At 73.7% G+C, this 23,169-nt stretch carries 19 protein-coding genes and 1 tRNA gene; 10 read left to right on the forward strand and 10 right to left on the reverse strand.

Annotated features, from left to right (window positions below; translation table 11 throughout):
• The 4 genes from D6689_22205 to D6689_22220 all read left to right on the forward strand — a co-directional run.
• Positions 1-417 (forward strand): hypothetical protein (locus D6689_22205; GenBank protein RMH36563.1); only part of this gene is annotated, 417 nt, incomplete at its 5' end.
• Between the two features lie 102 nt (positions 418-519).
• A complete protein-coding gene (locus D6689_22210) occupies positions 520-975 on the forward strand; it encodes a hypothetical protein (GenBank protein ID RMH36564.1) in 456 nt (151 codons plus the stop codon).
• Between the two features lie 327 nt (positions 976-1,302).
• Positions 1,303-1,388: transfer RNA gene (locus tag D6689_22215), tRNA-Leu, on the forward strand.
• Positions 1,389-1,732: 344 nt separating this feature from the next.
• Positions 1,733-5,317: a hypothetical protein gene (locus D6689_22220; protein RMH36565.1), complete on the forward strand. Its 3,585-nt coding sequence runs from the start codon at positions 1,733-1,735 to the stop codon at positions 5,315-5,317.
• Positions 5,318-5,364: 47 nt separating this feature from the next.
• Here D6689_22220 and D6689_22225 read toward each other — a convergent pair whose 3' ends face one another.
• The 3 genes from D6689_22225 to D6689_22235 form a co-directional block, all read right to left on the reverse strand.
• Positions 5,365-5,745 carry a hypothetical protein gene (locus D6689_22225; GenBank protein ID RMH36566.1) on the reverse strand — a complete coding sequence of 127 codons (381 nt, stop codon included), beginning with the start codon at positions 5,743-5,745 and terminating at the stop codon, positions 5,365-5,367.
• Positions 5,746-5,990: 245 nt separating this feature from the next.
• A complete protein-coding gene (locus D6689_22230; GenBank protein RMH36567.1) occupies positions 5,991-6,938 on the reverse strand; it encodes an alpha/beta hydrolase in 948 nt (315 codons plus the stop codon).
• On the reverse strand, positions 6,880-8,103 hold the full coding sequence (locus tag D6689_22235; protein ID RMH36582.1) for a glucose dehydrogenase: 1,224 nt from the start codon (positions 8,101-8,103) through the stop codon (positions 6,880-6,882). The genes D6689_22230 and D6689_22235 overlap by 59 nt, the downstream gene beginning before the upstream one ends.
• A 358-nt stretch (positions 8,104-8,461) precedes the next feature.
• Here D6689_22235 and D6689_22240 point away from each other — a divergent pair, with 358 nt between their 5' ends.
• Positions 8,462-8,668 carry a hypothetical protein gene (locus D6689_22240; protein ID RMH36568.1) on the forward strand — a complete coding sequence of 69 codons (207 nt, stop codon included), beginning with the start codon at positions 8,462-8,464 and terminating at the stop codon, positions 8,666-8,668.
• A 42-nt stretch (positions 8,669-8,710) separates the two neighbouring features.
• Here D6689_22240 and D6689_22245 read toward each other — a convergent pair whose 3' ends face one another.
• A complete protein-coding gene (locus D6689_22245; protein RMH36569.1) occupies positions 8,711-9,151 on the reverse strand; it encodes a hypothetical protein in 441 nt (146 codons plus the stop codon).
• A 65-nt stretch (positions 9,152-9,216) separates the two neighbouring features.
• Here D6689_22245 and D6689_22250 point away from each other — a divergent pair, with 65 nt between their 5' ends.
• The 3 genes from D6689_22250 (at position 9,217) to D6689_22260 (ending at position 11,612) form a co-directional block, all read left to right on the forward strand.
• Positions 9,217-10,098, forward strand: a complete 882-nt coding sequence (locus tag D6689_22250; GenBank protein ID RMH36570.1) for an ABC transporter substrate-binding protein — start codon at positions 9,217-9,219, stop codon at positions 10,096-10,098.
• Between the two features lie 106 nt (positions 10,099-10,204).
• Positions 10,205-10,447 carry a hypothetical protein gene (locus D6689_22255; GenBank protein ID RMH36571.1) on the forward strand — a complete coding sequence of 81 codons (243 nt, stop codon included), beginning with the start codon at positions 10,205-10,207 and terminating at the stop codon, positions 10,445-10,447.
• 100 nt (positions 10,448-10,547) lie between these two features.
• Positions 10,548-11,612: an anthranilate phosphoribosyltransferase gene (locus D6689_22260; protein ID RMH36572.1), complete on the forward strand. Its 1,065-nt coding sequence runs from the start codon at positions 10,548-10,550 to the stop codon at positions 11,610-11,612.
• A 14-nt stretch (positions 11,613-11,626) separates the two neighbouring features.
• On the opposite strand, the gene D6689_22265 is transcribed toward D6689_22260, so the two are convergent.
• Positions 11,627-13,285 (reverse strand): hypothetical protein, encoded by a 1,659-nt coding sequence (locus D6689_22265; GenBank protein ID RMH36573.1) that lies wholly within the window; start codon positions 13,283-13,285, stop codon positions 11,627-11,629.
• A gap of 149 nt (positions 13,286-13,434) precedes the next feature.
• Between D6689_22265 and D6689_22270 the strand changes: the two genes are divergently transcribed.
• On the forward strand, positions 13,435-15,036 hold the full coding sequence (locus D6689_22270; GenBank protein ID RMH36574.1) for a hypothetical protein: 1,602 nt from the start codon (positions 13,435-13,437) through the stop codon (positions 15,034-15,036).
• 65 nt (positions 15,037-15,101) lie between these two features.
• On the opposite strand, the gene D6689_22275 is transcribed toward D6689_22270, so the two are convergent.
• The gene (locus D6689_22275) at positions 15,102-17,450 is read right to left on the reverse strand and encodes an acylase (protein RMH36575.1); all 2,349 of its coding nucleotides are present in this window, start codon (positions 17,448-17,450) and stop codon (positions 15,102-15,104) included.
• On the opposite strand from D6689_22275, the gene D6689_22280 reads away from it, so the two are divergent.
• Positions 17,449-17,982, forward strand: a complete 534-nt coding sequence (locus D6689_22280) for a YkgJ family cysteine cluster protein (GenBank protein RMH36576.1) — start codon at positions 17,449-17,451, stop codon at positions 17,980-17,982. The two genes, D6689_22275 and D6689_22280, sit on opposite strands and share 2 nt — an antisense overlap.
• A 24-nt stretch (positions 17,983-18,006) precedes the next feature.
• Here D6689_22280 and D6689_22285 read toward each other — a convergent pair whose 3' ends face one another.
• From D6689_22285 to D6689_22300, 4 genes are read right to left on the reverse strand one after another with little or no spacing between them, the layout of a single operon-like run.
• Entirely contained in the window at positions 18,007-19,311 is a 1,305-nt protein-coding gene (locus D6689_22285; protein RMH36577.1) for a hypothetical protein, read from the reverse strand.
• Positions 19,308-20,534 carry a D-xylose transporter subunit XylF gene (locus tag D6689_22290; GenBank protein ID RMH36578.1) on the reverse strand — a complete coding sequence of 409 codons (1,227 nt, stop codon included), beginning with the start codon at positions 20,532-20,534 and terminating at the stop codon, positions 19,308-19,310. The genes D6689_22285 and D6689_22290 overlap by 4 nt, the downstream gene beginning before the upstream one ends.
• Positions 20,456-21,628, reverse strand: coding sequence for a hypothetical protein (locus D6689_22295; protein RMH36579.1), 1,173 nt, complete (start codon positions 21,626-21,628; stop codon positions 20,456-20,458). Before D6689_22295 ends, D6689_22290 begins: the two co-directional genes overlap by 79 nt.
• Entirely contained in the window at positions 21,625-23,127 is a 1,503-nt protein-coding gene (locus D6689_22300; GenBank protein RMH36583.1) for a sugar ABC transporter ATP-binding protein, read from the reverse strand. Before D6689_22300 ends, D6689_22295 begins: the two co-directional genes overlap by 4 nt.
• Positions 23,128-23,169: the final 42 nt, after the last annotated feature.

A 23,169-nucleotide genomic window follows, 5' to 3' on the forward strand; every position in this document is an offset into this window, starting at 1 on the left:
CCGCCGCCGCCGCCGCCGTCGATTCCGAGGCCGCCGGTGCGCGCGCGCCCGGCGCCCGCCGCCTCCCCGCCTGAGGATGTGGGGCGCCGCACGTTTTCTCCCCGGTTCGTCCAGCCGACGGTCGCGGCCGAGTCGATCGGTGGGGCCAAAGGGGGCGCCGGCGAGCTGCGCGAGCGGATCGCGGCGGCGCACGAGCTGTACGACCACGCCGACTACGAGGGCGCACGCGACGCGGCCCTCGCCGTGCTGCGCGATTATCCGCGCCAGACGCGCATGTTGCGCATCGTCGTGTCGTCGAGCTGCCTGATGGGCGAGCCGGACATGGCGCGCGAGTACTTCGACAAGCTGGCGTCTCGCAAGGACCGGGTCCAGATGGCGCGCCGGTGCGCGCGCTACGGCGTCGACCTGCAGCCGTAGTGGCGCGGTGGGCCGGCGGCCGCGGCCGCGCGGTGCGGGAGCGTCGCCCGGCGCTCCGTACCGTGGACACGGCGGCGGGCGTGCGTGTAGAGTGCCGCCCCGATGTCACATGCCGCCACGCTCGCCGAGCAGATCACGACCGACCCGCCTCGCCCGCAGATCGTCACCGAGTGCGTCGACCTCATCGACGCCGAGGTCAAGTCGAAAGGCGGCCTCAGCGGCGTCGCGCTGCGCACCGCCTACGCCGGCATCAAGGCGATCAAGCCGGGGTTCATCAAGGACGTGGTCGACGCGTTGCTCGACGACTGGGTGGCCCAGCTCGAGCCGTACTACGCGGCGTGGCGAAATGGCGGGGCGACCTCGTTCGCCGACTACCTGACGGCGCGATCGGACGACGTGGCCAATGAGCTGCTCAAGGTGACCGACGAGCGCGCCGCCCAGACCAAGCACAAGACGGCCGCCAAGTACTACCGCAAGATGCGCGACTCCGCGCAAAAGCACGTCGCCGCGGCCGTGCCCAAGCTCGCGAAGCTCATCGACGCGCACCTGTCCGCGTAGGCGGGTCGCGACGCAGGTGCGCGGCGCGCAGCGGGCGAGGGCCCGGTGTAGCCGACGCGAAGGCGCCGCTGTCGGCGGCGGCCGGCGACGCACGGCCCGGTGCGCCTGCCGCCGGGGCTCGCTCGCGGGCGGGTCGGGCTCCCGCGTCGGCGTCGCCGCACGCGGCCGCGCCGAGCGCGCCAGCGCGGGCTCGCACGCGCATCGGGCGACGCGGGCGCTCGGCCGCCGCGCACGACGGCGGCAGCCCCGGGTCGCATCTTATCGGGCAGCCTGCCGCTGCGGCACTTGACCAAAGCGGGGCGCGTTGCGGATAAAGGAACGCATCGCGCTGAGGTGGCGGAACCGGTAGACGCGCCAGACTTAGGATCTGGTGCCATTTTGGCGTAAGGGTTCGAGTCCCTTCCTCAGCACCGGTCTGGTTGCGGTGGCGGCGCGTCGGGCGGGCGCGGCACGCGCTCGCGCGGTGAGGCCGACCCGCACGGGGCCGACGAGGCGGGCGGCCGCGACGCGGGTGACCGCTACAGCGCGCGGATTGCCCGACCGGCAGCCGCCGCGGCACGGAGACCGGGCGGCCGCCGATGCGCGGCTGCGAGAAAGTGCGCGGCCGGGCCGTGCTCGCCGCGCTCGCTGAGCAATCCTGGCGGCGCCTCAGGTCGCGTTGACCGCGGGCGCCGCGGGATGCGACGATTAACGAATGTGCCATGGTCATCGGGGGGGCGCGCGCCGGGGGCTCGGCGGGGCGTCGATCATGTGTGTCGTGGGGCTCGCGGCGCTGTCACCGGCGTGCGGCGGTGGCCAGGAGGCCGGCCCGGACGGGGGGTCGAGCGCCGACGCGGGACCCGACGGCGGCGCCGCCGTGGACGACGACCGCCCGGTGACGTTCTCGCCGGATGTGTGCCAGGCGGATCTGCGCGTGCTGCGCGAGGAGACGTTCGAGGTGCGCGACCACCCGCTGGCCTACGACGGGGACTTTCCGGGCTTTCGCACCGTGTCGACGCCCGACGGCGACGCCGTCGCGCTGGTGTCGTTGATCGACGACCGCGTGCTCGCCGTCGAAGGACAGTCGGTGCCGCGCGCGCCCGACGAGAAGCTGCGCCTGGACTCGTTTACGGTCGTCCCCGACGAGGGCGTGCAAAACGACCCCGACTGGCCGATCGCGTTTCGCGGGTCGGTGCGCAAAAACTCCTTCGAGGTTCGCCTGGGGCTGTTCCGCTCCGACGGCAACGGCGGCATCCACACGGTGATGCTGCAAGGCGACCCGCTGTCGCTGGGCGCGCTGTCGGGGCCGGTGTCCGGTATCTCGGGCGAGCGCCTCGGCTCCGGCGGGGAACTGTACGCGTTCGTGACCCTGGCCGACGACCCGGCGCGCATCCTCGTGCGCGAGCCCCGGGCGGGCAGCCCGATCGAGCTCGTCGTCGCGCCCGGGCAAACGCTGCCCACGGGCGACCCGTCGGCGCCGGCGATCGTGACCGAGGTCCGCAGCGTGAGGCCCGGTCCGCTGGGCAACGCCGTGGTCGAGGTCGCGGTCGAGGACCCCACCGGGACGGTGCATGGCTTCGCGTGGCTCAGCGTCGATCCGCTCGCGGGCATTGCGAACTGCCTGGCGACCGACATGATCGAGTGCAGCGGCGGCGTGCTGGTCGCCAACGGCGAGTCTCTCGTCGACTTCGACTCCGACGGCACGACCCTGGCGGCGGTCATCGCCACCGGCGCGACGCAGCGGTTCGCGTACAAGGTCGTGGGAACGCCAACGACGAACGACCTCGACGGGGCGGTCACCGTGGACGGCGTCCCGGTCACCGGCGGGGTCTTGCCGCGGGTGTGCGCGAAGGACGGCGCGATTTACTTCGCGAGCACAGTCGAGGGCAACGTGCACGAGCTGTTCCGAATCGACTCCGACGGCGCGATTCGCAAGCTCACCGACTTCGCGTCGCTGCTGCAGGTCGACGCGCTCGCCGGCGAGGTACCCGACGAGATCCGCAACCTCGCCGTCGGCTACGACTGCACCGTCGTCATGTACACGTGGGGGCCGTCGGGGCCCGGGTCGTCGCAAGGCTACGAGGGCTACTGGGTGCGCTACGCCGACGGCGACACCATGGAGATCATCGACGAGACGCCCGGACGACCCAACGGCGCCGGCGACCTTCACGACGTGTTGCGCGCGCGCAGCGGCATCGATCCGAACGCCGATCCGCACGAGGTGGTGAACATCGGACCGCGCGGCGAATTTTACTACGTGCCCCACGTTGCGGGCGCGCCCGGGGTGCGCGAGGCGCGCTACGTCGTGTCGACGGAGCCGGTCAACCGGTGCCGGGAGCCGTTCGAGGTCAACAGCGGCGCCGACACGTCGGATGTCGCGCCGGGCGACGGGCGCTGCGATACCGGCGCGACCGTGGGCGCCGACCGCGAGTGCACGCTGCGCGCCGCGCTCGAGGAGACCAACGCGCTGGCGGGCCGCGACGTGGTCGCCTACGCGTCCGCACAGACCACCGCGCTCACGCGCCCGTTGCCCGCGATCACGTCGTCGCTCGAGCTGCGCGGCAACGGGACGGTCGACGGATCGGCACTGTCGGGGGACGTCGCCGGCCTCGTGATCGACGCCGACGACGTGGTCGTGTCGGGGCTGGTGATCGCGAATATGCCCGGCGACGGCATCGTGGCTCGCCGCGCTGTGGTGCTGTCGGGCGTTGACGCCGTCGACAACTGCGGCTGGGGCGTGCGCGCCGCCGCGGACGTGCGCGTCGAAGACGGCGAGCTCAGCCGCAACGGCGCCGGCTGCCCCGGGGGCGGCATCCTCGTCGGCGACCCGGCGGCGCCTGCGCAGTTGCGCGCCGCTAACGTCACCGCGAGCGACAACGGCGGCCCCGGCGTGTCCGTGGAGGGTAGCGTCGAGGTCGCCGACGTCGTCGTCGCCGGCAACGCGGCGCAGGGCCTGCAGGTCGACGCCGACGGTCCGGTGGCGACGCGGGTGTACGTGTCGTACGGCGTGCTCGAGGCGAGCGACAATGGCGCCGACGGCATCGACATCGGCGCCGGGGGGCTCCGCGCGCGCGACGCAGCGGTCGTGAGCACCGGCAACTGCGGCTGGGGGCTGATCGCGGCGGGGGTCGTCGCGTTCGGCGGCGACGAGACGCGGTCGCTGATCGCCGACAACGGCACTGCGGCGGGCTGTACCGGCGGCGGTTTGCTCGTCGCCCACGACGACGACGAGGCCGATCGCAGCGTGGCGCTCGAGCACGCCACGATCCGCGACAACGGCGGCCCCGGCGTGATCGCCAACGCCGCCGTGCGCGTCGACGACGTGGAGGTGTCGGGAAACGACGGGCCGGGCATCACGGTCCAGGCGCTCGACGACTCGGACGCGCGAATCCGGCTCGACTCCCTGTACGGCGACCTCGTCGTGTCCGGCAACGCGGGCTCCGGCATCGAGACCGAATCGGGCAGCGTGTACTTCGACGAGACCGCCGCGACCGTGACCGACAACGGCGGCTGGGGGATCATCACCGACGTGGGCCAGGTCTACCTCGGTGGGTATGGCGCGAGCGCGCGCACCGCGCCCCACGTCGTCGCGCGCAACGGCGGCGGCGCGCAGTGCACGCGCTGGACGCTGGCGGCGGGCCCGAACGCGACCGCCACGTCGGTGCCGTGCGCCGGCGGCGGCGTCGCGATCCTCGGCTGGGATCCGACGTCGGGTACGCCGCGCAGCCATGTCGACCTGATCGAGGTGCGCGACAACCAGGGGCCGGGCATCCTGACCTCGGACGAGCTACAGGTGGACCGCGCGACCGTGATCGGCAACCAGGGCGAGGGGATCGCGTTCGTCGTCGGGGAGGATGTGCCCGACATCGCGCCGGTCCATTTCGAGCTCGGGCCCAGCGAGATCGCGAGCAACGCCGCCGAGGGCGTGCGCGTCGAGGAGGGCGACGTGACCGGCCTCGACACCGTGACGATCCGCGACAACGCCGCCGCGGGCGTCGCGGTGCTCACCGGCGACGTCTGGCTGCCCGAGTCGGCGGTCACCGGCGTGACCTGGCAGACTCGCGTGACCGGAAACGGCGGCGGGACCACGTGCCCGCGCTGGCGCCTCGACGCGACCGGCGTGCCGCTGCGGGAGGACGTACCGTGCTCCACCGGCGGCATTCGCGTCGACGCCGGCGACGTCACCGGCATCGAGGTGTTCGTCACGGGCAACACCGGCGTGGGCATCGAGGCGCGCGATGGCGATGAGGTCGGCGCGGGCAACATCACGCTGACGCTCGGGCAGCTGTGCGGCAACAGCGGCGGCGACACGGCGCTCGACGGCACGCTGACGACGACGTCCGTGGACACGACCTGCCCGTGACCCGCGCGCCGCGCGGCGGGTCGGACGTTCCTCGACGTCGGGGCGCGTCACCGCCGGAACCGCGCGGCCCGCGCGACGCCGCGCGCAGCGGCCGCGAGCGCCTCGCGCAGTCCGCCGCGCCTGCGCGCGGGGCGGCCGTTCGCCTCGCGGTCGACGCGATCGCGCAGCCACGCCAGCAGGGGCGCGAGGCCGGGCGGCGCCGACCGCGTGTCGCGCCCCCCGCCCTCGAGTACCCGCACGCCGCCCGCGCATCGCAGCGCGATCGCCCACACCCACCGGGGCGGCGCCGGCGGACCGTCGCCGAAAAACCGCGTGGCCCCGGAGGCGGCGAGCGCGCGCGCCCGCGCGATCTGCTCGTCGAGCCACGCGCGCTCGTCGGCCGACAGCTCCAGCGTCCCCGCGCCGGCGACGCCCTGGAGCGAGGCCATCGACCCTCCGCTGCCAGCGGGCGCCGCGCCCCGGACCGACGTACAGCGAGTGTCCCTGCACCCCGTGGATGCCGCCGTCCATCAGCGCGACGTCCGCACCGTCCATGACTACGTCGCCAAAGTAGGACGTCTTCACGCAGTCGTCGTTCGGGTCGTCCGCCACCGGCGCCGGACCCATTGTACACCGCGCTCGCGGGCGGGTTCGGCGCGAGACGGGCCGACGGCACTCGCGTCAGCGTCTCGCGTCAGCGCCTCGCGTCGCCGAGAAAGTCGGCGAGCGCGCGGGCGAGCTCCGCGGGGCGGTGGCGCATCATCATGTGGCCGGCGCCGGCGAGTTCGACGCGCCGCCGGTTGGCGAAGCACGCATACCGCCGCTCGAGGTCGTCCGGAGCGAGGCGAAACGCCGATTCCGCGCCCTCGACGAGCAGCACCGGGCACGCGATCTGGCGCCAGAATTCGGCCGCCGTGGCGACGCGGAACGGATAGGGCCCGCGCGTGACGTGCAGCGGGTCGTGTTTGAACCGGTAGCGACCGTCGTCGCCCCGGGCGGTTCCCTTCGCGGCGAGGAACCGGGCCAGCGGCTCGTCGAGCAGCGGGTCGTGCGCCCGCAGCCTGCGCGCCGCCTCGTCGATCGTCGCGTAGCCGGGGTGCGCGCGCGCACGCACGCGCGCGACGCCCGCGAGCCACTGCCGCACGCGCTCGGGCGCACTGTCGGCGGATTCCGGCGGGCCGACGCCCTCGAGCAGCGCGAGCCGGTCGACCGCGTCGGGGAACGCGCCGGTATAGTAGCTCGCGATGCTGCCGCCCATCGAGTGGCCGACGAGCGACAGCCGCGCGCGCCGTACCGCCGGCAACAGCGCGTGCAGGTCGGCCACATAGTCGAGGAAATGGTAGTAGCCGCCGGCGCCGACGCGGTCGCTGTCGCCGTGCCCGCGCATGTCGGGAGCGACCACGTGAAAGCGACCGGCGAGGCCCGCATCGACGACCGGCGCCCAACTCCACGCGAGGTCGAGGAAGCCGTGCACCAGGACGACCGTGTGGTCGAGGCTCGCGTCACCGGCGCCCCACTCCAGGACGTGCAGGGTCAGGCCGGTGTCCAACGGGATTCGGCGCGACAGCGGCTCGGCCACCGGCTCACTCGGCCTCGATCCGATACACGACGCCGCGGTCGAGCGCGGTGACGTACAGCTCACCGTAGGCGTCCTCGCCGAAGCTCGACAGCTCGTTCGCGAGCAGGCCGTCGGGCGCGAGGTCGTCCGTCACGTCGACCGGGTCGCCATCGGGCAGGCCCCCCGCCTGGCGAACCGTGAAGATCTCGCCGGTGCAATAGTCGCCGTAGAAGTAGGCGCCCGCGTAGTCCGGCAGGCACGCGCCGCGGTAGACGTAGCCGCCGGTGATGGAACAGCGGCCGCCCGTGTGGCGATACTCGACGAACGGCGGCACGTAGCCGGCCGGTTCGCTGCAGTTGGTTTCCCCCGGGCGGCACGTCGACCCTTCGTAGATGCGCCACCCGTAGTTGGCGCCCCCGGCCGCGCCGGCCGGTTGAAAGTCGACTTCTTCGACCGTGTTCTGGCCGACGTCGCCGATCCACAGGTCGCCGGTCATCCGGTCGAAGCTCACGCGCCACGGATTGCGCAGGCCGTACGCCCAGATCTCGGGGCGGCCGCCGCCGCCCGCGAACGGGTTGTCCTGCGGAATGGCGTACGGGTCGCCGCCGCGCACGTCGATGCGAAGGAGCTTGCCGAGGAGCGTGTCCAGCTTCTGTCCGTTGTTTTGCGGATCGTTGCCGCTGCCTCCATCTCCGCTGGTGACGTACAGGTAGCCGTCCGGCCCGAAGCCGAGCCAGCCGGCGTTGTGGTTGCCGAACGGCTGCGCGATCGTGAGCAGTCGCCGCTCCGAACTGGGATCGGCGACGTTCGGGTCCGCGGTGACGGAGAACGCGGCGACCACGGTGTCACCGTCGCTGACGCCGCTGCCGGCGCGGGCGGTGTAGTCGACGTAGAACAGTCCGCTCGTCGCGAAGTCCGGCGCGAACGCGAGGCCGAGCAAGCCCTGCTCGTTTCCGCGATCGAATACGCGTCCGCGGATGTCGAGGAATGGTTCCGCCAGCAGCGTCCCGTCGGCGACGACGCGAATGACCCCGGCTTGCTCGACGATGAACAGCCGCGGGTCGCCCGCCGGCGCGGTGACATAGACGGGGCGCGACAGGCCGGTCACGACCGGCACGAGGGCGAGCGACGCGCCGGTTGCGGGCGTGCAGAACGGCGCGACCGGCGCGTCGGGCGGCGCGGCGTCCGGGATCGGTGCGTCGGCGGCCGGGACCGGCGCGTCGACGGGGGCGGCGTCGCCTGCAGCGATGTCGTCGTCGTCGTCGCCGCCTCCGCCGCACGCCGCGAGCGCGGCCGGCGCGAGTGCCGCGAGGGCGAAGCGGGCGACCGTCTGGAACCTCGATGTGCGCATACCGTGAGCGTACACCGCTCGCGCGGTCGCGGACGCTCGGTCGACCGGATCGGTTGCGGCGGTCGTCGGTGCCTCGCCGGCGGCGCCGCGCGCGGGGCGAGGCGCGACGCGCGCGGCACGCTGCGCGATCCCGGCCCGCGGACGGTTCGCGCGAACGGGCAGTCGCGTCGCGAGGCCCGGTGCGCGCGCCGCGGCCGGCGCCGATCTGGCGCGTTGTCACACGCGAGGTGTATGCTTGGGTTCCATGGATGCACGCTTGACGCGCGACGGCCTGCTCCGGTTCGAGCTCAGGCTGGACACGCGGCAGCGGCGGGCGCTGTACGAGCGCTTCGAGGAGCTTCGCCGAGCACACGGCGCCCCGTTGTCGGACGCCGAGTGCCTGGCCTTGCTCGTCGAGGACTTCTTCGTCGGACCGCAAGGGTTGGTTCCCGACGAAGACGACGGCGTCGCCGTGGCCGTGTAGGTTGTGGTGTAAACGATTCGAAGGCGCCGCGCAGGCGCGCGATCACACGCCGTCCGCTCGATCGGCCTTGTCGCGGTCGACCGGGCGCCCACGCGTGTCGATCCGCACGTCGCCGACGCGGATGTCGATCCGATTGGCGAGTCGGCCGAAGCCGTACAGCGCCGCGCCCGCGAGGCCGAGCGGCACGAAGAACACCCAGCCGACGAATGTGCCGGGCTCGTGGCGGGCCCACACGATGAACGCGACCACCAGCCCGAGCACGATGCTCGCCAGCGCGCTCAGGTAACCGAGCAACAGGAGCCGTCGCTTGCGGTTGGCGGCTTCGAGCGCGAGGATGAACGTGCGGATCTGCTCCGGGGTGAGTTCGCGCAGTTTCGCTTCCAGGTCCGGGTCACCGAGCTGCTGTGCCGCGATGCGGGCGACCTCGTCGGGCGACACCGGGCGCCGCGGGTCGTCGGCCGGTGCGGTGGGGGGTGTGGCCATCGCCCGGTCAAGCTACCACGTCCGCCCGGGTGTGCGCCCGAGCGAGTCGGGCTACGCTGCCGGCGATGATCAAGATCGTGGACGACCGACACCGCGAGCTGTGGCTCGCGCGGGCACCGCGCCGCGTGGTGTCGCTCGTGCCGAGCGACACCGAGACGATCTTCGCGCTCGGCGCCGGCGACCGGCTGATCGCGCGCACCGACTACTGCGTCGAGCCGGCGGGCTCGGTTGACGGGATACCGACGGTGGGCGGCACGAAGAATCCCGATGTCGATCGGATCGTCGAACTCGCGCCGGACCTGGTGCTCGCCAACCAGGAGGAGAACGCGCGTGCGCCGCTCGAGCGACTCGCACGCGCCGGCATCGCCGTGCTCGTCGCGTTCCCGCGCCGCGCCGGGGATGCGCTCGCGCACGTCGCGCGGATCGCGCGCGCCCTCGGTGTGGAGCGCGAGCCGGCCGCGACTCGCCTGCTGCGCCGCGGCTATGCCGCGCTGCGGGCGGCGGAGGCGCAGGCCGCATCGGCCCGTCCGCTGCGCGTGTTCGCGCCGATCTGGCTGGATCCCCTGATGACGTTTTGCGGCGACACGTACGCCAGCGACGTTCTGCGCCTCGCGGGGGCGGTCAACGTGTTTTCCGACCGCACGCGCCGCTATCCGCTCGCCGCCGACCTGGGCAACGCCGCGCCGGCGGACCCGGGCGAGCGCGACGTGCGGTATCCGCGGGTGACGCTCGACGAGGTACGGGCGCGCGCGCCGGACGTCGTGCTGCTGCCGGACGAGCCGTACGCGTTTGGCCCGGCGGACGCCGACCGGTTCGCGGCGTTGGGCGTGCCCGCCGTCCCGTGCGATGGCAAGGACCTGTTTTGGCACGGTGCCCGCACGGTCGATGCGGTCGAGCGCCTCGGCGCGCAGGTCGCGGCGCTGCGAGCCGCCGGCGCGCCGGCGTGACCGAGGCGTCGCGGCCACCCGCGCGGGGCCGGGCGTGTGCCGTGGCGCGTGGCGACGTCGCGTCACCGGCGCCCGGCGCAGGCGCACCGTGCGCTACACTCCGCCCGTGGTGCGCGCAAAGGGCAAGGTGAGGCCGCCGCAGTCCAAGAAGAAGCGGCGCGGCCGGCAGTCGCGCGCGGCGCGGCGCGGCGGCGTCATCGCGGGGTTGCGCGGCGGCTTCCGCGACGTGGCGGGCGCGGTCACCGGCCTCGACGACGGCGCGCGGCGGTCGCGACGCGGTTCCATCGCCGGCACGATCGTGGCGGTGGCGATCGCGGTGGCGATCGCCGCCCTGTTGTTGTCGCGGTGACGACGCGGCGCCCGGCGACGTGCCGCATCCAGCGGCGCAGCCGCACGACCCCCGCCAAGGACCGCGCCGAGCGTCCACCCCCGCGTGCTACAACCGAACCATGGCGGCGCCGGACGAGCGGCTGCGGCGCTATCTCGAACGAGTGGCGGCCGGCCCGCGGCTCGGCAAGCACCTGTCTGCGGCCGAAGCGTACGACGCGATCGACGCGATCTTGAGCGACGACGCCGATCCGGTCCGGGCGGGTGCGCTGCTGATCGCGCTGCGCGTCCAGGGCGAGACGCTCGACGAGCTGCGCGGGGCGCTCGCCGCCGTGCGAGCGCGGGCGCGATGGGCGGCGGCCCGCGTCGCCGCGCTCGTCGACCTCGCGGATCCGTACGATGGCTTCCTGCGGCACCTTCCCGCGTCGCCGTTTCTGCCGGCCGTGCTCGCCGCGTGCGGCCTACCGGCGGTGTGTCACGGGCCGCGATCGCTGCCGCCCAAGCGCGGCGCGACGATCCGCCAGGTGCTCGAGGCGGCCGGCGCGGTCGTCGATGCGTCGCCAGGGGACGCGGCGGCGCGGATTGCCGATCCCGACATCGGCTGGGCGTTCGTCGATCTGGACCGGTCGCACCCGGAGTTGGCCGCGCTCGCGCCCGTGCGCGATGCGATCGTCAAGCGGCCGCTGCTCGCGGTCGTCGACAAGCTGCACGGACCCGTGCGCGCCGACCGCACGATCGCGGTCGCCGGCTTCGTCCACCGCGACTACGGCGAGCGCCTGGTCCAGCTCGCGGCGGACGCGGGCTACGCGGCGGCGATCGCGGTGCGCGGAGTCGAGGGCGGCGTCATCCCGCCGCTGAACGCCGGCACCGTCGGCGTCGGCTGGCGAGCGCCCGGCGATCCGCCGGCGCCGGTCGCGGTGGCCGCGACCGACGTGGGGATCACCGGTGCGGACCGGGCGCCGCCGTTGCCGGCGGGCTGCGAGGGCGCGGCCGCGATCGCGCGCGAGGCGGCGCGCGCCGGGCGCGCGGCACTTGCGGGCGCGCTCGGGCCGACGCGGGATGCGCTCGTGTACGCCGCGGCGTCGATTCTGTGGTTCGCCGGGCGCGCCGCGTCCCCGGCGGACGCCGCCGCGCGCGCGCGCGCCGTCCTCGACGACGGCTCCGCGGCGCGGCGGTTCGCGGCTTGACCCCGCGCTGGCCGTCAGCGGGCGACCCACCACCGGGCCACACCCGGGAATCGCGGTGTGGCGCCGATGTCGCGCGGGTTGAGCCCGCGCACGCGCCGGTTCCACGCGTAGTGGCCGTACGGCGCGTACAGCATCGTGTACGGCGTCTGCTCGTGGACCAGCCGGTGGACCTCGTGATACAGCGCTTTGCGTTCGCTGCGGTCGGCGGTCGACCGCGCCTTGTCGAGCAGCTCGTCGACGCGCGGGTCGGAGAACCCGGCGAAGTTCGGGCCGCCGGTGATCTGGCTCGAGTGCAGCAGTTCGTACGGGTCCGGGTCCGGGATCGACGGCAGCCAACCGAACAGCGCCGCGTCGAACTCGAGCAACAGGATGCGGTCGAAGAACGTACGCGAGTCGAGATAGGCGATGTCGAGGTCGACGCCGATGGACGCGAGATCGTGGCGGAAGATCGCGAGCATCTCGTCCATCGTCGGCGTGCGCTCCGACGCGCGAACGATCAGTTCGATCTTGAACCGCTTGCCGTCCTTCGCGCGCAGGCCGGCTTCGTCGAGCATCGTCACCGCAGTCGACAGGTCGAACGGGTAGGGGGCGATGCGCGGGTCCGCGCCGTACATGGTCGGGAAGAACGGACCGGACAGGGGCTGCGCTTGGCCGAGCAGAACATCCTCGATCACCCGCTGGCGGTCGAGGGCGTGCGTGAGTGCGACCCTCACCCGCGGATCGTCGAACGGCTTCCGCAAGCCGTTCCACGCGATGAGGCGGAACCGCGACTCGACCTCCGTTGCCACCTCGAACTTGTCGCGGAACTCCGGCTGGTTGACCTCGCGGACCCATTCGTTGATGTCGGTGATTTCGGCGAAGTCGAGCTTGCCGGCTTTGAGCAGGCCGAGTTGGTCGGTCGCGCGGGGGTTGAGCAGGAACTCGATCGAGTCGATGTTGGGGCGGCCGGCCCAGTAGTCGTCGTTCGCTTCGACCAGAATGCGCTGGCCGGATTCCCAGCGCGCGAACCGGAACGGGCCGGTGCCGACGCCGTGCGGACCGTTCGGATCGCTGGCCTTCGCCACGTCCCCGCCATAGGCGTGCTCCGCGATGATGCCGACCGTCCAGCTGCTGAGCGCCGGGCCGTAGGGTTTCCGGTAGTGCACCACGACGGTGTGCGGGTCCGGCGCCTCGATGGTGTCGATCCGATCCATGTGTGCGCGCCACACCGTCTCCCGCTTGCTGTCGCGGATGACCTTGTGCGTGAAGATGACGTCGGCGGCGGTGAACGGCTCGCCGTCGTGCCACTTGACGCCCTTGCGCAAGTGGAAGGTGAGCGTCTTGCCACCGTCGGTCTGCTCCCACGATTCGGCCAGCCGCGGCGTGAGCTTCATCGCCGCGTCGACGCCGACGAGCCCCTCGAACACCACCGGGGTGATCCGGTCGAACCGAGTGGTGAGCGCGGGGTTGAGGTCGCGCGGCTCGTTCGACGGCAGCACGATGTGGCCGCCGCGCCGGGGCGCATCGCTGGCCGCGGCCGCCGTCACGGTGGCCGCGGCGCCGCCGGCGACGGGCTTGCCACTGGCCGTGTTCGCCGCGTCGTCGGACCGCTTGCCACACCCACTCGCGGCGGTCGCCAAGGCCGCGGCCGCGAGGGCCCATCGAGATCGAGTCGGCTTCATCGCGGGCATCATACACACCCCGGCGCGGCGTGGCCCGACCGGCGGACGCCGGAATGCGCGACGCGCCTGGGCGGTGCGAGCTGCCGAGGCGCGCCGCGCGGGGTCCAGTTGGCCACCGGCCGGCCGATTCGTACGCCGTGGGGACGCCAACGGAGCAGAGCTTGACGGCGCGGGGCCGGCGCGCAGCCGACGCGCACCCGCGAGCGCGGGTCGGCCCGGGCCGCGGCGAGCGCGCCGGGAGGGCAGCGAGGCTGCGCGCGCGCCGACGGCGGCGGCTCGCGGCGGCCGCGACGGCGGCGCTGGCGGCCTGCGCCGGGGGCGGCGGCGCGGCGGAACCGGGCGGCGCGGACGGCGGCCCGGCGGGCCGCACGGTGTCGCTGCCGTTTGCGCACCGCGTCGACGACCGCGGGCACCTGCTCGTGGAGGCGGGGCCGCACTCGTACGTCGCGGAGATCGGACCGTGGGGTACGGTCGTCCCGCCGTTTACCGGCCACGCCGAGGGGGATTGGAAGTCGAACGGGTTCGTCCACATCGTGCCGGACGGCGCGGCGGTCGAACTCGTCGGCGTCGGGGGCGGCAACGGCGACGGCGTGTGCGACCCGGGCGAGGTGTGCGGCGTCGACGCGCCCACCGCGCTGGCCAACGGGGTGTGGTACACGGTCGAGGACGAGGGCGTCACCTTGCGGCGCGTCGAACTCGACCTGCGACCGCGCGACGGCTTCGTGCCCGGTGAGACCGGGTTGTACTCGGTGGCCGTGGAGGTCGGGGGGCTCGTGCTGCATTTCGGCCACGGCGCCGAGTTGTCGCCCTATATCGAGCAGTTGCTCGAGGAGCACGTGCCCGACCAGTGGGCGGACCTGCGCGAACATGGCGGTGCTGTCGACCTGGTCGACCCGATTGACCTGGCGCGCGGCGAGCGGGTCGTGCGCGCGCAAGTGTCGTATATGAGCGAGGTCGAGCAAAGCGGGCGCACGCTGTATCACGCGGTGAGCGTGATCGAGTGGATGCTGTTTCCGGACGACCTGGACTTCGACTACCAGAGCCCGAATCCGTGGCCGTGCATGTTTCAGTTCGTCTCGGCCGCCGATCGCGACGCGCTGCAGACGGCGTTGACCCGGTCGATCCTCGACCCGATCCCGTCGGGTCGGTTTTCGCCGGTCACGTACCCCCAAGTGACGCCGTTTCTGGCGACGGCCGCCCAGCTGTGTGCGACCGACGCGTACGTGCCCGGCGGCCGGTTCGACCGCCTGCGGCTCGCCGGCAGCAACACGTGGATCGACAACCCGACCACCCCGTTTCGCGCCGACGTGTTCTCGGTCTACGACATCCGCCGGGGCGAGGTGTTCGACGCGCTCGCATCGGACATCGACCCGTCGGCCGAGCTGATGCTGTTCCGCGAGCTGGCGCTGCGGGCCGAGCGCGGAGCCGGCGTCGCGCTGTCGGAGGGCGGGGTCGTCACCGGCGTGAGGTCGGTCGGCGGCGAGGTGCTCGGCCTCGACGTCGCATCCGACACGCCCGCGTCCTCGTCGTTCGTCGTCCGAATTCGATGGGCGTACGGCGACGGGGCCGACGCGCTGCTCGGGCGCTACTGGCCGGTGCGCTACCGGTTGTTGGCCGACCGCGTGGCGGTGCATTGGGGCGCGGCCGCGCCCGACCGGGCGTCGGCGGTCGTCCCGCCGGAGATCGGCGACGACCCGCGCTGCGACGGCGCGCCCGTCGTCTGCTACGACCACGACGTCACCTACGGACTGTACGGTCGCTAGCTGGCGGTTGCGCGTAGCCACCGGCTGCGGTCGCGATCTGCGACCGCCGCTGCGCGCAACAGCCCTCAGCGGGCCCGCGGCTCGCGCAAGTCGACGACGCGCAACGCGGGGTCGGCGTCGATGTCGGCCGCGCGATAGCGCACGGGCCGCCACGGGTTGGCCGTGCCCCACCGCGCGGTCTGGTCCGCGAAGTGCGGCGATCGCGGGTCCGACGAGTTCGAATAGGTGAGCACCGCTTCGGCGCGCGGTCCATCGTCGTCGAACCCGACGACGAGCAGAAAGCTGGTGCCGTAGTCGACCGCGTAGCCGTCGCGGGTCAGGCCGGTCGCCGGGTTGATCGGCGGCTCGGGCCTCGTCGTGGCGCGCGGCAACGCGCTGTCGTGGCGCTTGCGGTAGGCGACGGGGTTGACCGAGCCTTCGCGCGCGAGGCTTCCGGGGACCGGGTATCGCGTGCCCGCCTTGACGGTGTACTGCACCGCGCCCAGCGGCGTGTCGTACGGATCGATGCCTGCCGCGCGCAGGCGGTCGACGGCGCGCGCGATCGCGTCCACGACCGGGTCCGGTCCGCGCGCCGGCGCGGGGGCGAGCCCGCGCGGCGTGCCGATCGGGTCGCGCGGATCGAACGGCACCGCCCACGGGTCGTCGCCGAGCTCCGCCCACAGCTCGCGCCACAGCACGGCGCCGACCGAGTCGACCGAGAACCGGCCGTCCCACGCCGCGAGCGTGTCACACGCGCGCGCGATGCGCGGGCCGCCGCGGCGGCAGCGCGCCACCACCGGCTCCCGCAGCAGCACGGCCGACAGGGCGCGATTGTCGACGATCTGTCGCTTCGCGGCGTCGATCGTGAACCGCTCGACCTCCGCGACGAGCAGGTGGTTCATGCGCGTGCGCAGGCTCGCCGGCTCGCCGGTCGGCCCGTACAGCGGTGAAAACCCGGTCAGTGGCGCGGATGCGTTGGTGAGCCAGTACGAGTCGTTCGCGTTGAGCACGTAGTCGCGCCGGCGCAGCTGCGGGGCGTGCGCCAACGGGATCGAAAACGGCCGGGCGGGGTTGCGGTTCGCGAGCGCGAACACGGACAGCGCGCCGTCGGCGGCGACCACGCCGAGATCGTAGGCGGCGCGCACCTCGGGGACGGTGCGCAGCGCGAGCGCCCAGGCCGCGGCGCCGGCCGGCGTGAAGTCCGGAACGGCCGAGCCGTCGCCGTACCAGACGTTGCCGTCTCGGTCGGCCGCGATCGTGTTGACGAACGGAGTGCCCTGGTAGTCGGCGATCGCGCGGCGCACGCCGTCGACGCCGGTGGCGCGCGCGATGGCCAGGTACTGGTCGAATGGTTGGTTGGGCAACGAAACGTCGCGCAGGGCGAACGCCTGGCCGCCGGTCCACGGCAGACGCTCGCTTTCGACCACCGGCCCGAACACGGTCGTGTAGCTGGTGTGCGTGCGGCGCTCGATCCGGCCGTCCGGGAGGCGTACGTCGACCGCCACCTGCCGCGCGGTCATGTCGTGCCAGCGATCGCCGATCCGGTAGCGCGTCGGCCGGTCCGGATCGAGCGTGAGCCGGTACAGCACGACCCGTCGCGACGCCGAGAACGTGTGCGTCCACGCGACGCGGTCGGTGAAGCCGATGCTCACGAGCGGCACGCCGAGCAGGTTGGCGCCGTAGACGTCGAAGTCGCCGCGCACCGTGACGTGCGATTCGTAAAATCGCAGCGGCCCGTCCCACGGAAAGTGCGGGTTGGCGACCAACAGACCGCGCCCGTTGGCCGTGCGCTCCGCGCCGAACGCCCAGCCGTTGGACGCCGGCGGGGTCGCCCGCGCGATGTCGCCGAGAAAGTAGCCGGCGCTGCCGAGCATACCGACGGACACGACGTAGGCGGCGAGATCGTCCTCGGCGATCGGCCGGACCCACGGCGCACGGGCGCACGCCGGCGGCAGGCCGTCGGCCGGCGTGTCGCGGAGGAACCGGTTGTATCCGTCGGCGAAGCCGCGCAGGAGCGCGCGCGCGTCGGCCGACGCGCTGGCCAGGGCGCGCCGCGCGATGCCCATGACGTCGAGCGACCGGATCGCGACGTCGCCGTCGACGTAGGCGTTGTCGGGGCCCGGGCCGAAGAACCGCGCGCGCTCGCCGCGCACCTTGACGATCTGCTCCGCGAACGCGCACACGTGCAAGGACGCGAACGCGTAACCCTGACCGTAGCCGGCGCTCGCGAGGTCGTCGGCGACGACGTGCGGCACGCCGTCGCCGGTCCATCGCACGGTGGCCCGGTATTCGGCGGCGGGTGCGGCCGGAGCCGCCGCTGGCGGCGCGTTCGGCGCAGGGCTGCCGCACGCGGCGACCGCGATGGACAGCGCCGCGCGCGCGGCGAGTCGGCGGCGCGGCGTGCGCCGTGGCGATCGATGGTATGAGGAGTTCATGTCCGCCTTGCAGCGCTATCACGAGTTGGCGGCGAAGGTCGACGCGTTCTTCGCGCGCGTGGCGGCGCGGCACGGCGAGGCGCTGCGCTGCGCGGCCGGCTGCGACCAGTGCTGCCGCGTGCGACTCACCGTCACCGGCGTCGAGGCGGACGCCATCCGCGCCGGGCTCGCGACGCTGCCGCCCGGCGAGCGCGGCGCCGTCGCCGCGGCCGCAGCCGCCGCGCCGGCGGATCGCTGTGCCGCGCTCGCGCCCGACGGCCGGTGCCGCATCTACCCGTGGCGGCCGCTGGTGTGCCGGTCGCAGGGCGTGCCGGTGCGGTTGGCCGACGGCCGCGGCCTGCCGGTCGTGACCGCGTGCGAGCTGAACTTCGACGGCGGCGGCGGGCTCGGCGCGGTCGACGCCGGGGACGTGCTCGACCAGCAGACCTTGTCGACCGTGTTGGCGGCCGTCGACGCCGCGCGCGCCGCCGAGGTCGGCCGGCCCGCCGGCGCCCGCGTCGACCTCGCCGCGGTCCTCGCCGGCGCCGGCTGACGCGGGGCGGGTCGCTGCGCGGCACTACCAGGCCGCCTGCGCCTGGACCTTGAACACGTTCGCGTCCGGTTCGCTCTCGAGCGGCACCTGGCCGGGGCGCAGCGCGATCTTGTCGCCGTACCAGTAGTGCGTGTACTGGACGAACAGCTCGCCCCAGTCGGCCAGCGGGAAGGCCAGCTTGGGCGACAGGGCACGGAAGCTGTTGGCGGCGTCGTGGAAGTCGAGGATCACGCGGTCGTAGCGCAGCGACGCGCGCACGTGCGGGCCGAGCGCGTAGCTCGGTTCGGCGCCCCACTTGACGTACAGGCGGCGGTCCTTGTTGGCGAGCGGGTCGTCCGGCACGACCTGCTCGCTGCGCACCCACGTCGTCATGCCGAACAGGCGCGCCGACACCGGCCCCGCGATGCGCACGGGCGCGTCGACGGCGAACGTCGTGAGCGAGCCGGTGCCGTCGCCGCTGTCGGCGGTGCCCAGGAAGTTCTCCGCCAGCCCGCGGCCGCCGGTCGAGTGCAGCAGCTCGAGCGCCGGCGCGAGAAACAGCACGCGTTCGGCGTCGTAGTAGGCCGCGCCGGCGTACGCCCAGCCGCGGTCGCCGGGCAGGTCGACGCGCACGTCGGCGCCCACGACCCACAGCGTGCCGTCCTCGATCGGCGACAGCTGGCGCTTGTCGCGGGTCCAGGTCCGCAGCAGGTAGCCGCTCACCAGCGCGCGCCCGATCCGGTAGCCGCCGGCGACGTGCGCGACCGGCGTGAGCCCCTGGTTCTGTTGCAAGCGCTCGCGGTGCGCTCCCGCGCCGGCCTGGACGTAGCCGCCGTCGCCGAGGTCCCAGCGCAGCTTGAACCCGCCCTGGTGCGTGCGCCCGAACAGATACGTGTCGTACGGTTCGAGATAGCCGAACCGATCCCAGAACACCCCGAGTTCGACCGACAGCGGCGCCTGGCCGAGAAAGCGGTCCGCGGCGACCGACGCCTGCGCGATACCGAGCTGGTTTTCCAACTCGGTGGTGGCGTAGTCGCTGTACAGGGAGGCGAACAGTCCGAACTGCGCGCGGTAGTCGCCACGCCGTACGGTCAAAAACAGCTCCGACCAGTCCGGCTCGTACAGCCGCGTGTACGCGAAGCCCGACAGGTAGTAGTCGTTGTCGATGAGCCACGGCTCGCGCGGGGTCGCCTCCAGGCTCAGCGGCATGCGCGCGTAGCCGTGCAGCGCGAATACGGTGTCGACGCCGGCGGTGACGGCGCCCGCGCCGGTCACGTCGCCGGTGTCGGCGGCGGCGGGCGCGGCGGCGAGCGCGGCGCAGCCCGCAGCGATCGCGGCGCGGAGGGTCATTGTGCCTCGCCGTCGGCCGCAGCCGGTCGTGCGGTCGGAACCGCGCGGTCGGGTTGCGCCGGTCGGCCTGGCGACGCGGCGAGCGTGCCGCCGGCGCGGTCGCGGGACGCGCTGGCGAGCTTGCCGGCGCAGCTCGGCAACTCGTCGGCGCGCAAAAACCCGCTGTCGACGACGGTCTGCTTGACGTTGTCGGCGGTCACGAGCGCGACGCGGACGGCGACGACGGGCACGCGTCCCCCGCCGAGTTCGATCGTGTCGCGCGCGTCGACCGGCTCGCCGCGGGCCAGCGCCGCCGCCACGTCGGCTGCCGCCGTGGCCAGCGGGCGGATGTCCTTGAGCACCTCGACGCTCTGCTTGCCCTCGCACACGAAGTTGACGTTGGCGGCGTCCGCGTCGGCGCCGGCGACGAACACGCCGTCGAGCCCGGCGGCGTCGAGCGCCTGGATCGCGCCGCGCGCCATCCCCGAGTTGTTCGCGAGCACCGCGCTCAGACGGCCGCCGGTCTTGGCGATGGCGTCCTCGACGGTGCGCAGTGCCTGCTCGGGAGCCCACGCGCTGTGGTGTTGGTGCGCGACGATCGTCATGTCCCCGCGGTCGACGTAGGGCGCGAGGGTGTCGAGTACGCCGCGCGTGATCTCGGCGGCGACGCTGTGACCCGACTGGCCGGACAGGATCACCACGTTGCCCTTGCCGCCGGTGGCTTCGATCGCCGCGCGCGCCTGGAGGACACCGACCTGATAGCTGTCGTGCGACACGTAGAAGTCGACGTCGGCGCTGGCGATGGCGCGGTCGTAGGCGACGATCTTGGCGCCGGCCGCGTGGGCCAGGCGCACGTACGCGGCGGCGGCCGCCGTGTCGGTCGGCTGGACGACGACGACCTTCGCGCCGCGCGCGAGCACGTCCTCGACCTGGGCGAGCTGCTTGGCATTGTCGTTGTCTGCGGCCAGCGCGATCACGCGGAGGCCGCGTTCGGCCGCCCGCTGTTCGAAGAACTGCTTGTCCTTCTGGTAGCGTTCCTCCTGCAGGGTCGACAGCAGCAGCGCGACCGCCGGTCGATCGCGGTCGGAGGGATCGGCGGAGCGACACGCGGCGGTCGCGGCACAGATGCACAGCGCGAGTGCGACGGTCCGAGGCAGGGTCGTGGTCACGGGCGGTTCCTTCTGGATGCGACGTCGACGAGCGCGGCCGCCATCAGGACCGCGCCCTTGACGATGAGTTGCCAGTTCGAGTCGATTTCGAGCGCGTTCATGCCGCTAGACAGCGTGCCGAGCAGCAGCGCGCCGAGCAGCGAGCCGACCACCGAACCGCGGCCGCCGAACAGGCTCGTGCCGCCGATGACGACGGCGGTGATCACGTCGAGTTCGAGCAGGTGGCCCGCGTTTCCGGGCGTGACGCCGTTGGTGCGCGCGGCGAGCACGACGCCGCCGAGCGCGGTGAGCCCGCCGAGCGCGGTGTAGGCGATCACGGTGGCGCGGCGCACGTCGATGCCCGCGAGGCGCGCCGCCTCGGCGTTGCCGCCGATCGCGTACAGGTGCCGGCCGAACCGCGTTCGCCGGGTGACGAACGCGCCGCCCGCGACGGCCGCCGCCGCCAGCGCGACCGGCACCGGCATGCCGCGGCGGCCGAACACGAACCACAGGCCGCCGGCGAGCGCGACCGCGACCGCGCAGCGCGCGGCGACGCGCACCGGCGGCGGCGCGTCGAGCCCGAGCGCGGCCCGCCGCCGCGCCGTGCGGATCGCCGTGGCGATGGCGAGCCCCGCTCCGACGGCGATCGCCGCACCGGTGAGCGCCGGAGGCAGGTCGGCGACCAGGATGGCGAAGTCGTCGCGCATCGGCGACAGGCCGCGCGCGTCCGACGCGACCAGCGCCAGGCCGCGGTAGGCGTTGAAGCCGGCGAGCGTCACGACGAACGCGGGGATGTCGAACCGCGCGATCGCCGCGCCCTGGACCAGCCCGATCGCCAGGCCGGTTCCGAGCGCCGCGGCGATCGCGACGGCGGCCGGGGCGCCGTGGTCGATCTGCAGGAGCGCCGCGACGACGCCGGTGAGCGCGACGCCCGCGCCGACCGACAGGTCGATCCCCTTGATGAGGATGACCAGGGTCATGCCGACCGCGATGATCGCAATGTGCGACACCTGCGTCATCAGGTTGGCCAGGTTGCGGTCGGTCAAAAAGAAGCTGCGGGTCTGCGGCAGCGCGCCGAGCAGGCCCCACAGCGCGAGCAACACGCCCGCCAGCGCCCAGATCGACAACGACGGCGATCGCGCCGGCGCCGCGGCGGCCGGCCGGCCGGCGGTGACCCGGGGCGCGGTCATGCGCGCCCTCCGACGGCGAGCGACAGGATCGCCTGCTGATCGATGGCCGGGGCGATGAGTTCGCCGGCGACGCGCCCGTCGCGCAATACGAGCACGCGGTCGGCGAGCCGCACGATCTCGGGCAGGTCGGAGGAGGCGATCACGACGGCCTGGCCGCGTGCGGTCAACTCGCGGATCAATCGGTACAGCTCCGCCTTGGCGCCGACGTCGACGCCGCGGGTCGGCTCGTCCAGCAGCAATACGCGCGGTTGCGACGGCAACCATTTGCCGAGCGCGACCTTCTGTTGGTTGCCGCCGGACAGGTGGCGCACGGGCGCGCCGACGCTCGGCGTCTTGACGCCGAGGTCCGCGGCCAGCGCGCGCGCGTCGCGGTCGACCGCGGCGTCGTCGACGAAGGCCGGCAGCCGCGGCAGCGCGAGGTTGTCGGCGACCGACAGGTCGAGGACGAGCCCGGCGCCCTTGCGGTCCTCGGGGACGAGCGCGAGCCCCGCGCGGATCGCGTCGGCCGGGCACGCGATGTGGACGTCGCGCCCGTCGACGGTCACGCGGCCGCCGGTCCGCCCGCGCGCGAGCCCGAACAGCGCCGACAGCAGCGCCGTACGGCCCGCGCCCATCGCCCCGGCCAGGCACACGATCTCGCCGGCGCGCACGTCGAACGACACGCCGTCGACCACGCGCCGTTCCGGGTGGACCGGATGCGCGACCGCCAGATCGCGGACGCTCAGGACCGGTTCGCCCGGGACCGCGGCCGCGCGCGGTGCGTCGAGGTCGGCGGGGTTGCGCCCGAGCATCAGCGACACGAGTTCGTCGGGCGACGTGTCGCGCACGTCGCGCGTCGCGACGAGGCGGCCGTCGCGCAGCACCGCGACCCGGTCGCACAGGTCCAGCACCTCGTCGAGGTGATGCGAGATGTAGATGAACGACGTGCCCGCCGCCTTGCGCGCGCGCACGAGGTCGAACAGGCGCGCCGTCTCCGCGTCGGTGAGCGCGGCGGTCGGCTCGTCGAGCACGACGGCGCGCGCGCGGCCGCCGAGCGCGCGGGCGATCTCGACTACCTGTTGCATGCCGACCCCCAGATCGCGCACCGGCGCGTCGATCGGGATGTCGGCGGCGATGTGGCCGGCAAACTGCTCGAGCCACCGGCGTCCCTCGGCGGACAGCGCGAGCGCGTCGACCAGGCCGCGCCGCACGGGCTCCTGGCCGAGCAACAGATTCTCGGCGACGGTCATGTCCGGCACGAGCGCCAGCTCCTGGTGGACGACCGCGATGCCGGCGCGGCGCGCGTCGGCGGCCGACCGGAATCGCACCGGCTGGCCGTCTACCTGAATCGAGCCGTCGTAGTCGGTGTAGATGCCACCGAGAATCTTGATGAGCGTCGACTTGCCGGCGCCGTTTTCGCCGATCAGGCCGACGATCTCGCCGGCCCGCAGCGACAGGTCGACGCCGTCGAGCGCGCGCACGCCGGGAAAGTCTTTCGTGACGCCGACTAGCTCGACCATCGCCGCCTCCTCGCGACGAACCACGCGCAGATCGCCAGCCAC

The sequence above is a fragment of the Deltaproteobacteria bacterium genome (assembly GCA_003696105.1).
Classification (GTDB): domain Bacteria; phylum Myxococcota_A; class Polyangia; order Haliangiales; family J016; genus J016.